General features: G+C 39.2%; 10 protein-coding genes. 7 read left to right on the forward strand and 3 right to left on the reverse strand.

Annotated elements, in window-relative coordinates; translation table 11 throughout:
- Positions 1-4 precede the first annotated feature (4 nt).
- The 7 genes from ACJVDH_RS06935 to ACJVDH_RS06965 all read left to right on the forward strand — a co-directional run bounded on the left by ACJVDH_RS06935 (position 5) and on the right by ACJVDH_RS06965 (position 10,784).
- Complete coding sequence (locus ACJVDH_RS06935) at positions 5-3,196, forward strand: efflux RND transporter permease subunit (protein ID WP_443946834.1); 3,192 nt, start codon at positions 5-7, stop codon at positions 3,194-3,196.
- Positions 3,183-4,589: a TolC family protein gene (locus tag ACJVDH_RS06940; protein WP_443946835.1), complete on the forward strand. Its 1,407-nt coding sequence runs from the start codon at positions 3,183-3,185 to the stop codon at positions 4,587-4,589. Before ACJVDH_RS06935 ends, ACJVDH_RS06940 begins: the two co-directional genes overlap by 14 nt.
- A gap of 247 nt (positions 4,590-4,836) precedes the next feature.
- On the forward strand, positions 4,837-6,465 hold the full coding sequence (locus ACJVDH_RS06945) for an acyl-CoA carboxylase subunit beta (protein ID WP_443946836.1): 1,629 nt from the start codon (positions 4,837-4,839) through the stop codon (positions 6,463-6,465).
- Positions 6,466-6,578: 113 nt separating this feature from the next.
- Positions 6,579-7,535, forward strand: coding sequence for a thioredoxin-disulfide reductase (gene trxB / locus ACJVDH_RS06950; protein WP_443946837.1), 957 nt, complete (start codon positions 6,579-6,581; stop codon positions 7,533-7,535).
- 288 nt (positions 7,536-7,823) lie between these two features.
- Complete coding sequence (locus ACJVDH_RS06955; RefSeq protein ID WP_443946838.1) at positions 7,824-9,740, forward strand: beta-N-acetylhexosaminidase; 1,917 nt, start codon at positions 7,824-7,826, stop codon at positions 9,738-9,740.
- Between the two features lie 62 nt (positions 9,741-9,802).
- A complete protein-coding gene (locus ACJVDH_RS06960; protein ID WP_443946839.1) occupies positions 9,803-10,405 on the forward strand; it encodes a hypothetical protein in 603 nt (200 codons plus the stop codon).
- A gap of 10 nt (positions 10,406-10,415) precedes the next feature.
- Positions 10,416-10,784 (forward strand): diacylglycerol kinase family protein, encoded by a 369-nt coding sequence (locus tag ACJVDH_RS06965; RefSeq protein WP_443946840.1) that lies wholly within the window; start codon positions 10,416-10,418, stop codon positions 10,782-10,784.
- Here the strand turns inward: ACJVDH_RS06965 and ACJVDH_RS06970 are convergent.
- Genes ACJVDH_RS06970 through ACJVDH_RS06980 form a run of 3 tightly spaced genes read right to left on the reverse strand, consistent with a single transcriptional unit; the run spans position 10,776 to position 12,443 of the window.
- Complete coding sequence (locus tag ACJVDH_RS06970; RefSeq protein WP_443946841.1) at positions 10,776-11,327, reverse strand: DUF922 domain-containing protein; 552 nt, start codon at positions 11,325-11,327, stop codon at positions 10,776-10,778. The genes ACJVDH_RS06965 and ACJVDH_RS06970 overlap by 9 nt on opposite strands.
- A 32-nt stretch (positions 11,328-11,359) precedes the next feature.
- The gene (locus ACJVDH_RS06975) at positions 11,360-11,959 is read right to left on the reverse strand and encodes a hypothetical protein (RefSeq protein ID WP_443946842.1); all 600 of its coding nucleotides are present in this window, start codon (positions 11,957-11,959) and stop codon (positions 11,360-11,362) included.
- Positions 11,946-12,443: an RNA polymerase sigma factor gene (locus ACJVDH_RS06980; RefSeq protein WP_090883846.1), complete on the reverse strand. Its 498-nt coding sequence runs from the start codon at positions 12,441-12,443 to the stop codon at positions 11,946-11,948. The genes ACJVDH_RS06975 and ACJVDH_RS06980 overlap by 14 nt, the downstream gene beginning before the upstream one ends.
- Positions 12,444-12,544 lie beyond the last annotated feature (101 nt).

Here is a 12,544-nt window from a genome sequence, read left to right on the forward strand (position 1 = left end):
AAAAATGTTTAAGATATTTATACAAAGACCAGTACTCGCAACTGTTATTTCCATTTTATTGGTCATACTTGGGGTATTGGGTTTAAGCAAGTTGCCTTTGCAACAATTTCCGGATATTGCACCGCCATCAGTTTTGGTTACCGCAGTATATCCGGGCGCAAATGCAGAAACCGTTTTACGGTCTGTAGCACCATCTTTAGAAGAATCTATAAATGGTGTAGAAAACATGACTTACATGAGTTCTACTGCGAGTAATGATGGAACTTTGGCCATTACTGTGTTTTTTAAACTGGGCACAAATCCAGATCAGGCGGCGGTTAACGTACAAAACCGTGTTGCACAAGCCAGCAGTCAGTTGCCGGCGGAAGTGGTGCAGCAAGGTGTAATCACCGCTAAGCAACAGAATAGTTTTATCATGGCAATAGGTTTATACACAGAGGATGAATCGAAATACGATCAGACTTTTGTAGCAAACTATGCACAGATCAACATTATTCCTGAAATTAAAAGAATTACAGGTGTAGGTTCTGCAGCAATTTTTGGCGGTGTAAAAGATTATTCTATGCGTGTTTGGCTCAATCCAACACAAATGGCAACGTACAAAGTTTCGCCTACAGAAGTTATGGCGGCTATTCAGGACAAAAGTTTGGAAGCTGCACCCGGAAAATTTGGTGAACGCAGTAACGAAGTATTTGAATACGTAATTAAATACAAAGGAAAATTATCTAAACCAGAAGAATATGAAAATATTGCAATACGATCTAATGCCGATGGTTCTATTTTACGATTAAAAGATGTAGCCCGTGTTGAACTGGGAGCATATTCTTACAACAGTATTACCCGTTTAAATGGTAAAAAAGGTGTTGTAATGGGGATTATCCAACTTGCAGGATCAAATTCAAACGAAATCCAGATTGCGATCAATAAATTAATGATCAAGGCCTCTAAAGATTTTCCTGCAGGAATTAAACACAATATTTTCTACAGTACAAAAGTATCTCTGGATCAATCTATCGAGCAGGTAGAACATACTTTGGTAGAAGCCTTTATTTTGGTTTTCCTTGTGGTATTCATTTTCCTTCAGGATTTCCGGTCTACATTAATTCCGGCAATTGCTGTTCCGGTGGCAATTTTGGGTACATTTTTCTTCATGCAGTTGTTTGGGTTTTCTATCAACTTATTAACCTTATTTGCATTAATTCTAGCGATTGGTATTGTGGTAGATGATGCGATTGTAGTGGTAGAAGCGGTGCACGCGAAAATGGAACACAAACATTTGTCACCTAAAGTAGCCACGCATGAAGCCATGCACGAAATTACTGGTGCAATTATTTCCATTACGCTGGTTATGGCTGCAGTATTTTTGCCGGTTGGATTTATGGAAGGTTCTACGGGTGTATTTTATCGCCAGTTTGCATTCACTATGGCCATTGCAATTGTAATTTCTGCAATCAATGCCCTTACTTTAAGTCCGGCGCTGGCGGCATTATTTCTTAAAAATACCCATTCCGGCCCCCAGAATCCAGAAGAGAAACAGAGCTTTAAAACCCGCTTTTTTAGTGGTTTTAACAGCAGTTTTAATGCATTAACCAATCGTTATGTTGGCGGTTTAAAATTCCTGGTTCGCAACAAATGGTTAAGTCTTGGTGGTTTGGTTGTAATTACTATTGCTACGGTGATTATGATTAACAGAACACCAACTGGTTTCATCCCGACAGAAGACCAGGGTTTTGTGGCCATTTCTGTAAATACGCCTTCAGGTACATCATTGGATGGAACACAGAAAGTAATGACGCAGGCAGAAACAACTCTAAAGAAATTAGATGCTGCACGTTTTGTAACCGCTGTCTCCGGATTCAATTTGTTAACCAACTCTACAAGTCCGTCTTCAGCGGTAATATTTTTGCTCTTGAAACCAAATGAGGAACGCGGTGAGGTGAAAAATATAGATGCCATTATGAATCAGATTCGTGGCGAACTTGGTGGAATTGCTGGCGGAAGTTTCTTCGTCTTCAGTTTTCCAACCGTTCCGGGATTTAGTAATGTTGAGGCATTGGATTTTGTTCTTCAGGACAAAACGGGAGGGAAGCTTGATAAATTTGCAGGCATTTCACAAACTTTCATCGGCGATTTAATGAAACGCCCCGAAATTGCAGTAGCTTTTACCAGTTTCAAAGCAGATTATCCGCAATTACAATTGGATATCAACGATCAAAAAGCCGATCAATTGGGTGTAAACGTGAAAGATATTTTGCAAACTATGCAAAGTTATTTCGGTAGTGCACAAGCATCAGATTTTAACCGCTTTGGTAAATATTACCGTGTAGTTGTGCAGGCAGATATTGCGGACCGCGCAGATCCATCCGCTATTGATCGTGTTTTTGTGAAAAACAAAAATGGCGATATGGTGCCAATCAACACTTTGGTAAAATTGACCCGTGTATATGGTTCTGAAACTGCATCGAGATACAATCTGTTCAATTCTATCCAGATCAATGCAATTCCTAAACCAGGTTTCAGTTCTGGAGATGCAATTAAAGCCATCGAAGAAGTTGCCGAAAAACAACTTCCGGCAGGATACAGCTTTGAATTTTCCGGACAAACAAGAGAGGAAATTTCCTCTGGTGGACAATCAACAGTGATTTTCTTATTGAGTTTGGTGTTTATTTACTTCCTGTTGTCTGCACAATATGAAAGTTATATTCTTCCATTGGCTGTAATTTTATCCATTCCTGTAGGTATTTTCGGAGTGTTCGTTGCCATTGGTATAACCGGAATTGAAAACAACATTTATGTACAGGTTGCACTGATTATGTTAATTGGTTTGCTGGCAAAAAATGCGATTCTGATTGTGGAGTTTGCCGCCCAAAGGCGAAGAAATGGTCAGCCATTGGTTGCGGCATCAATTGAAGCTGCAAAATTGAGGTTAAGACCAATCATTATGACTTCATTGGCCTTTGTGGTTGGATTAATTCCGATGATGGGTGCTACGGGACCATCGGCGCAAGGTAATCACTCTATCAGTATCGGTGCAGCAGGCGGGATGATCTCTGGCGTAATCTTAGGTGTACTTATCATTCCGGTGCTCTTTATCATCTTCCAGTATTTACAAGAAAAAATTTCTAAAAAATCCGATGACGGTGTTCAGGATCTTCATCATGAACCTGTTAAAAATATAAATTATGAAACGGTCTAATATTATCATCATTCTGCTCCTGGCATTGGCCTGGAGCGGATGTTCTGTTCCAAGTTACGTGCCCACACCAAATGTGGTGCCCGCAATGTTTCGCAATTCACCTGGTGTAGATTCATCAAGTATTGGCAGCATACCACTTAAAAGTTTTATTACAGATCCTGTCGCTCAGGCTTTGATAGATACAGCACTGGTTAAAAATTACGATTTGCAGATTGCGTTAAAAAACATTCAAACTGCCGAAGTTTTGTTTAAGCAATCAAAACTGGGGCAATTGCCAGAAATTAAATTACAGGTTACAGGAAGTACAAGCCGCCCGTCTGATAACAGTTTGAACGGACTGAGCCTGAGCCAGTTTACCGGTTCTACACATATTGAAGATTACAGCGCAAACCTTGGTTTGAGTTGGGAAGCAGATATTTGGGGCAAGATCCGAAATCAGAAAGCGGCAGCTCTTGCCAGTTTTTTACAAACAGAAGAAGCGCGCAAAGCGATACAAACCAGTTTGGTGGCCAACGTGGCGCAAGGATATTACAACTTGCTGATGCTGGATGCACAATTGGATGTAGCTAGAAAAAACCTTAAACTGAACGATAGCACACTGCGTATTATTGGTTTGCAATTTGAGGCCGGACAGGTAACATCTTTAGCCGTTCAGCAAGCCGAAGCGCAACAACTGAATGCCGCGCGCTTGATTCCAAATCTTGAGAAAAGTTTGGTTTTACAAGAAAATGCATTAAGCGTATTAATTGGTACACTGCCAAAGTCTATTGAGCGCACAAGTCGCTTAGAGCGGATTAGCGTTCCGGAGAATTTAAGTGCAGGTTTTCCTTCATCAATGTTGAGCCGTAGGCCGGATATTAAATCTGCCGAACTGGCTTTATCTGCGGCCAATGCAAAAGTTGGTGTCGCTAAAGCCAGTTTGTATCCTCCATTGGTGATTACAGCAAGCGGAGGAATCAATTCGTTTAAAGCCAGCAATTGGTTTAACATACCTGCATCACTTTTTGGTACTGTTGCTGGTGGATTGACCCAACCCATTTTTCAGCGCGGACAGTTAAAAGCAAATCTAGAAGTAGCAAAAATTGACCGCGAAAAAACAGTAATCGATTTTCGTCAATCGGTTTTAAACGCGGTAGGCGAGGTGTCTGATGAATTGACAAAAGTAGAGAAACTTAAACTGGAATATACGCTTGCTGAAAAACGCGCGATCACGCTTCAACAAGCTTCTAAAAACGCAAGTTTATTGTTTCAAAGCGGAATGGCCAATTACCTGGAAGTTATAACTGCGCAAAGCAACTTGCTTCAAAGTGAACTTGATTTAGCCGCGCTTAAAACAGAACAGTTAAATGCTGTTGTTGGTTTGTACCGCGCCTTAGGCGGAGGCTGGCAGTAACAGCAAATCTTTCGACTGAAGAAGTCGTCACATATATATATCCTTTTCTTTTTTTAATGAAGGCGCCTGTAAACTTAGTTTGCAGGCGTTTTTCGTTTTCATTTTTGCCGATGTTAAATGCCTAAATTAATGTAGCCACGAATTTTAGGGCACCGCTTTGTTCCATTTTTTTGACGCCACGCTATTGCTCATACCGGAAACCAAAATGGTCACTACCATTATTTAGAAAATAAATTTAACTTGCTGCATGGATATCGAATTTAATAAAAATGAAGATGTAAATAAGCAGTTGCTTTACACAATGCGCAGCAACCTGAAACGTATTTATTTGGGCGGAGGCGAAAAAAATGCCGCCAGACAAAAGGAAAAAGGCAAAATGTTGGTGCGCGAACGAATCCAGTATCTTATAGATGAACATACAGAGTTTCTTGAAATTGGGGCGTTTGCTGCAGACGATATGTATGCAGAACAAGGCGGATGTCCATCGGCCGGCGTGGTTTGCGGAATTGGTTATGTAAGCGGCAGACAATGTATGATTGTTGCCAACGATGCTACTGTTAAAGCCGGCGCTTGGTTTCCGATGACCGCGAAGAAAAACCTCCGTGCTCAGGAAATTGCAATGGAAAATAGACTGCCAGTCATTTACCTGGTAGATAGTGCAGGTGTTTATCTGCCTATGCAGGATGAAATTTTTCCGGATAAAGAACATTTCGGCAGAATGTTCAGAAACAATGCATTAATGTCTTCAGAAGGTATTGTACAAATTTCTGCCATTATGGGTGCTTGTGTTGCCGGTGGTGCTTATCTCCCGATTATGAGCGACGAAGCCATGATTGTCGATGGAACGGGATCTGTATTTTTAGCCGGTTCTTACCTTGTAAAATCTGCTATCGGCGAAGATGTTGACAATGAAACATTGGGTGGCGCCACTACGCATTGTGAAATTTCTGGTGTCACCGATTATAAACATCCAAATGATCAGGCTTGTCTGGATAGCATCCGCAATATTATGAGTAAACTGGGTAAACCCGATCAGGCTGGATTTGACCGTGTAAAAGCAAGTGAACCTAAATTAAACCAGCAGGATATTTATGGCATTTTACCAGATAACCGGGAGAAACCTTACGATATGCTTGACATCATTCATCGATTGGTGGATGAATCTGATTTTGAGGAATATAAACAAGGCTACGGACAAAGTATTTTGTGTGGTTTAGGCCGTATTGATGGTTGGGCTGTGGGCATTGTTGCCAATCAACGTAAAGTGGTGAAATCAAAAAAAGGAGAGATGCAATTTGGCGGTGTAATTTATTCAGACAGTGCAGATAAGGCAGCACGTTTCATCATGAATTGCAATCAAAAGAAAATTCCATTGGTATTCTTACAAGACGTAACGGGATTTATGGTGGGCAGCCGATCAGAACAGGGCGGTATTATAAAAGATGGTGCCAAAATGGTAAATGCGGTAGCAAACTCGGTGGTTCCGAAGTTTACAATTATTATTGGAAATTCTTATGGCGCGGGCAATTATGCTATGTGTGGTAAAGCTTATGATCCGCGATTAATTTACGCCTGGCCAACTGCAAAAATTGCCGTTATGGGCGGTGCACAGGCAGCAAAAACACTCTTACAAATTCAGGCAGCTTCTTTAAAACAAAAAGGAGATAGCTTAACACCAGAGAAAGAAGCTGAGCTTTTGAAAGACATTACCGATAAATACAATGCACAAACTACGCCATATTATGCAGCATCAAGGCTTTGGGTAGATGGAATTATTGATCCGCTAGAAACGAGGAAAGTTATCTCTATGGGGATAGAAGCTGCGAATCAATCGCCCATTAAGAAAAGGTTTAACGTTGGCATAATTCAGACATAATTTGCTTTAATCTTTGTTAATAAGTACCCTTTGTTGACAATGGAAACTTGTACACAATTAATGAAAAACTTAAATTTGTATAACAAAAAGTAAATATTCAAACACACAATATAATGTCACAAGAAAACGAACACGTTCAGTGTTTAATCATAGGTTCTGGTCCGGCGGGTTATACTGCGGCAATTTATGCTGCACGTGCAGATCTTAAACCGGTAATGTATACCGGCATGCAAGCCGGCGGCCAACTTACTCAAACCACCGATGTAGAAAATTTTCCGGGATACCCACAAGGAATTATGGGGCCAGAAATGATGGAGGATTTTCGTAAACAGGCAGAGCGTTTTGGAACAGATATCCGTTTCGGATATGTAAGCTCTGTTGATTTTTCATCTGCTCCGCATAAAATTGTGGTTGATGAGATTAAAACCATCACTGCAGATTCTGTAATTATCGCTACTGGCGCAACTGCAAAATGGTTGGGTTTACCAAGCGAACAACAATACAATGGTTTTGGAGTTTCTGCATGTGCAGTTTGCGATGGCTTTTTCTTTAAAGGTCAGGATGTGGCGATTGTTGGTGCCGGAGATACTGCTGCAGAAGAAGCAACGTATTTGGCTAAGCTTTGTAAAACCGTTCATTTATTGGTGCGCAGAGACGAGTTCAGGGCGTCTAAAGCAATGGTTGCACGGGTATTGGCTACGCCGAATATTGTGGTACATTATAATACTGAAACACAGGAAATTCTTGGAAATGGTAAAAATGTAACCGCGGTAAAAGTAATCAACAACAAAAACAATGTTGAAAGCGAATTGCCTGTTGAAGGATTTTTTGTTGCCATTGGCCACAAACCGAATACAGATATTTTTCAAGGTCAGTTGAATATGGATGAAACTGGTTATTTACTTACTAAACCAGGTTCTACATTAACAAATATTGAGGGCGTTTTCGCTTGCGGAGATGTTCAGGATATGTATTACAGACAAGCAGTTACGGCTGCAGGTTCTGGTTGTATGGCCGCTTTAGATGCAGAGCGTTACCTTGCTGCTAAAGAACATCCGGTAGAAGCATAGCAAAAAAATATAGATTTTTGAAATCCCGCTAAAAAATTAGCGGGATTTTTTTGTTCATGGAAGTGGATATACAATAACCATTTGCTTTTAGATATGCACTGATTTTTTAAGGTTAACGTATTAAATAATCAGTTCTCAACCGAAAAATCATCTCCACAGTCTTTTCAACTTAAAGCTCGTTTCTACCGTTTTATCAAACGTTTGTGTTGCTTTGTAACAGAAATGTGTTTAAAAGGATCTTTCCATATTGTCTATATTAGTTAAATTAATACCCCTAAACCTAAACACATGAATAAAGTATTATTGGCTTGTATAGCCGTAATGATTGGTACAACCTCATTAACATTTGCACAGAACGACCCCAATCTGGGCATCATTCCGGCACCGGTTTCTATAACCAAAAATTCTGGTAGTTTCATCTTAGAGAAAACTGTAGTATTGGTACACAATGATGCAGATGGTTCTAAAATGGGCGATTTGCTTAATGCTTTCATTGTAAACAAAGCAGGTTTTGCGCTTCGCGAAGTTAAAACTGCAGATGCTAAACAAAAATCAATAGTGCTTACTTCCGCTGGTGCAGATCAATTGCCTGCAGAAGGTTATACGATAAAAGTTACGCCCAATCAGATTGTGCTTACCGGTAAAGGAGCAGGTTTGTTTTACGCAGTGCAATCTGCTATGCAAATGTTCCCGGAAAAAGTTGGCGATAAAATCACCATTCCATCTGTAGACATTAAAGATTATCCTCGGTTTGGTTATCGCGGAACGATGCTTGATGTTTGCAGGCATTTTTTCCCGATCTCTTTCATTAAAAAATATATTGATCAACTGGCTTTTTATAAAATAAACACGTTCCATTGGCACCTTACAGATGATCAGGGCTGGCGTTTAGAAATTAAAAAATATCCAAAACTTACTACAATTGGTTCGTCAAGAAATGGATCTGTAATTGGTCATTATCCCGGTAACGGAAATTATTTGACACCAGTAAAAGGGTTTTACACGCAAGAAGAAGCAAAAGAAATTGTGCGTTACGCAGCAACAAAATACGTTACGGTTATTCCGGAGATCGAATTGCCCGGACATGCATCAGCTGCAATTGCCGCTTATCCAGAGTTAAGTTCTTTCCCGGAACGCAGTACGTTTATCAGCGATAAAACACCCTGGGCAGGCGATCGTAATGGAAAACAGGTGCAACAAACCTGGGGCGTTTTTGACGATATTTTTGTGCCTTCAGAAAATACATTCACTTTCCTGAATAATGTACTGGACGAGGTGATTGCTATTTTTCCATCAAAATACATTCACATTGGTGGAGATGAAGCACCAAAAAATTACTGGAAAGAATCTAAATTTTGCCAGGATCTGATGAAACAAAAAGGACTGAAAGACGAACATGAGTTGCAGAGTTATTTCATTTCTACGATAGAAAAACATGTAAATGAAAAAGGCCGTTCTATTATTGGTTGGGATGAAATTTTGGAAGGCGGACTTGCACCAAATGCAACTGTAATGAGCTGGAGAGGTGAGGAGGGCGGTATTGCAGCGGCAAAACAAGATCACGATGTAATTATGACGCCAGGTTCTATGGGTTTGTATATCGATCATAAACAATCCAATTCTCCTGATGAACCTGTTACTATTGGTGGTTATGCGCCTTACCAAAAAATTTATGCTTACGATCCGGTTCCGAAAGTGTTGAGCGCCGATCAAGGAAAACACATCATTGGCGTGCAGGCAAATTTATGGACAGAATATATTAAAACACCAGAGAAAATAGAGAACCACGCTTTTCCACGTTTGCTTGCACTCGCAGAAATTGCATGGACACCTGTTGATAAAAAAGATCTGAAAAATTTTCAGGAAGACCGTTTACCAACACACCTTGCACGTTTAGATGAGCAAAATATTAATCTTTGGGTGCCAACACCAATTGGACAAACAGAAGATACGGTGAATGGCGGCGAGTATACAATAGACTTTAAAATTCCGGTAAAAGGAGGAAAAATTTACTACTCGCTAGATGAATCTCGTCCTTCTGAAAATGCCTTTTTATATACCACTCCAGTGAAAGTTACTATTCCGAAAGGTGAAAAAAGAACTTTACGCACAATCGTTATTGCGCCGAGTGGCAAAAGATCTGTAACCACGCAAACCATTTTAAATAACGGTGCACCAGATGTTAAAACCGAGGCGAAGAAATAAAAATTCTTTGCTTTCAAAAACTAAATTTTATAATTTGGTGAAATATTGTTTGCCAGATTAGAATGAATATACAAAAATACACTTTACAGCATCTTCTGCTTTTGGCGGGGATGCTGTTTTGTTTTGCCTGTACTGAAGAAGAAAAGCCTAAACAAGCAGTTGTAGAAACGCCGAAAGCGGCTAAAAATCCTTTTCGTTTTTATAAAGATATTGAAGTAAAACCCGGTTTGAATTTCGAAATTTTAAGCTGGGGAAAAGGCGTAGATTCTATTGGAGGTTATCAGATTCTAATGTCTGATTCTATACGTAAAGATTACCGTTCTGTTGCTGCAGAGCGAAAGGGAATTTTGACCGATGCATGGAATATGGATTTGGATAATGACGGTAACCCGGAAGTTTACATACAGTTGCTTAGTGATAAAAATCGATCAGACTTAAATGTATACGAACTTTCCGGAAGCAATTTTAATAAAATTTCCTTTCCCGGTTTAAGTAGCAATCAGAAAAAAAGCTATCGCGGTGATGATCGTTTCTTTATCAAAAACGGAGATTTATTTCGGTCTTTTCCTGTGATTGATCAAAGTGATTCTACTAAAACGATACTTAAAACTTATCAATATATGCTTAGTGGAAACAGTTTTTCTTCAAGCGAAATAAAACCTTAAAAGGATACATTTGGACCATAAGAAATTTTCATTTTCAGACAGGATTAAAAGCTTTGGCTACGCTTTTAATGGCTTATATTTATTCTTTTCTACGGAACATAATGGTAGGATCCATGGGATTGCGGCACTTATTGCAATAGGGACTTCATTTTTATTGGGCATTTCTGCAATGGAATGGGTTGCTATACTTTCCGTGATTTGTGCTGTATTTGTCGCAGAAATTTTCAATACCGCGTTAGAAAAACTGGCTGATGTGGTATCGCCAAATTATCACCCGCAAATTAAATGGGTTAAAGATCTTGCAGCCGCAGCGGTATTATTGGTTGCAATTTTGGCTGTAGCCATTGCCCTGATTATTTTTTTACCTAAATTATTTTGAATCTGCAAGCGCCTGTAAAGATTCATTCATGCGCTCTTCAATAATATCATCCCAACGGGCTTGCATTTTGTGGTTGCTGCCGTGTGCGGTTTCCTCATCATAATTGGTTTGCATGGTATTGAAGAAATCGCTAATCTCATCAGCAAGTTTTTTAATATCTGCTTTATAGGTTTTGACAGAATAACTGCGGTTTTTAAGCACACGATCTGCTTCCAGAAACATGATGTAATGGATGTTTACATGCCCCTGTTCATGGTGTAACAAACTGGCCCGTATTTCGGGATCTTTAATTTTATCCCATTTTACCCACGATCGGTTTTTATCTACAGAAATTTCGTTTTTAAGATTTATTTCTACGCGATTGCGCGAAACTTTGGATTCATAACTGTATTGCCAGCTTAAAGCCGTAAGCGCAAAATACGGCGAGCGCAAATCGGGTTTTCCTTTAAAATGGCTTTCCCAAGTGATTTGTTCGGGCGCATTAATTGCGAAACCAAAAGATATTGCAGCGGCCAAAAATAATAGTAAAAAGAGTTTATTCATTTGTTAGCTGCATTGAAAAAACCGTGCCGAAATTATTCCGGATCTACAATCTGCGCACTAATGCGTTCAAATTTTTCAATCAATAAGCCAATCTTTTCTTTTTCTTTTTTAATCACGGCAGTACGCAGCAGTGTAGAACAGAAAACAACCCAAGCGGTGGTTACGGCAATGGCAATAATACCTATTATGGTACTTAAATGCGGAATTATTTCTATAAAAGTAAATATGAAACCAAAGGAAAGTGCAACCGTATATATCCAATATAATTGATTATACAATTTAAAACGGTTTAACTGGTAGATTTTTAATCTACCCAAAAATTCATTTGGATGCACAGTAAAATCGCTTTTGGCTATTAATCTATGATCTCTGAACAATAATATTGTTGAAGTCAAAATGGCCATTAAAATCAGGATAAAACCAATGTGTGTGGTCCAGTTTTGGTAACTGAAGAAAAGCCAGGAAAAACCGGCAATTAGGAAGGATGCGCACATACCAGCAATGTTTAAGGCAGATTTTAACCTCAATCCATTCACTTCTTTTTTTGCCTGTTGTAACATTTCATCAGCAGAAACTTTTACGTCTACCTCGTGCTTTTGCCACAACTCCTGTATTTGATCAAACGCTTGCATATTGGTTATATAGTTCTGTTAATTTTTGTTTAATACGGTGAATTTTAACCCTCAAATTTCCTTCGCTAATGCCAGAAATGTCTGCGATTTCGTGATAAGGCAGTTCGTCCAGAACCATTGTAATAATCAAACGATCGTTTTCTTCCAATTTGGATATACATTTATATAAAAGGGCAACTTGTTCGTTTTTTTCAGAAAACTCTTCGATTTTATTTTCTATAATATTGTCTGTCAGTTCGTCTTTTGCTTGTCTTTTTTCAGATCTGAGGTAGGTTAAGCAAGTATTTACGGCAATTCTGTAAATCCATGTAGAAATCAAAGATTTATTTCTGAATTTATCCAGGTTTTGCCAAACTTTTAAAAAGGTTTCCTGAAGCAGGTCATTTGCAGCATCGGTATCGCCGGTATATCCATAACATAAATGGAATATCTTCTTTGAATTAGAATCGAAGATCTGCTTAAATAACTTGTCTTTTTGTTCCATTTATAGGTGTTGGTTGCGTTTTAGATTTTTGAGTGCCTGGTTTGTTACAGAATGCAGCAAAAATAAGCGAAATTTTGGTTTAGCCTGCATCAAAATTGGTT

It is taken from the genome of Pedobacter terrestris, from assembly GCF_052343045.1.
Taxonomy (GTDB): domain Bacteria; phylum Bacteroidota; class Bacteroidia; order Sphingobacteriales; family Sphingobacteriaceae; genus Pedobacter.

Coding starts and splice junctions, on each gene's coding strand:
- ACJVDH_RS06935 (WP_443946834.1), top strand. CDS start 5: ATGTTTAAGATATTTATACAAAGACCAGTACTCGCAACTGTTATTTCC.
- ACJVDH_RS06940 (WP_443946835.1), top strand. CDS start 3,183: ATGAAACGGTCTAATATTATCATCATTCTGCTCCTGGCATTGGCCTGG.
- ACJVDH_RS06945 (WP_443946836.1), top strand. CDS start 4,837: ATGGATATCGAATTTAATAAAAATGAAGATGTAAATAAGCAGTTGCTT.
- trxB (WP_443946837.1), top strand. CDS start 6,579: ATGTCACAAGAAAACGAACACGTTCAGTGTTTAATCATAGGTTCTGGT.
- ACJVDH_RS06955 (WP_443946838.1), top strand. CDS start 7,824: ATGAATAAAGTATTATTGGCTTGTATAGCCGTAATGATTGGTACAACC.
- ACJVDH_RS06960 (WP_443946839.1), top strand. CDS start 9,803: ATGAATATACAAAAATACACTTTACAGCATCTTCTGCTTTTGGCGGGG.
- ACJVDH_RS06970 (WP_443946841.1), bottom strand. CDS start 11,327: ATGAATAAACTCTTTTTACTATTATTTTTGGCCGCTGCAATATCTTTT.
- ACJVDH_RS06975 (WP_443946842.1), bottom strand. CDS start 11,959: ATGCAAGCGTTTGATCAAATACAGGAGTTGTGGCAAAAGCACGAGGTA.
- ACJVDH_RS06980 (WP_090883846.1), bottom strand. CDS start 12,443: ATGGAACAAAAAGACAAGTTATTTAAGCAGATCTTCGATTCTAATTCA.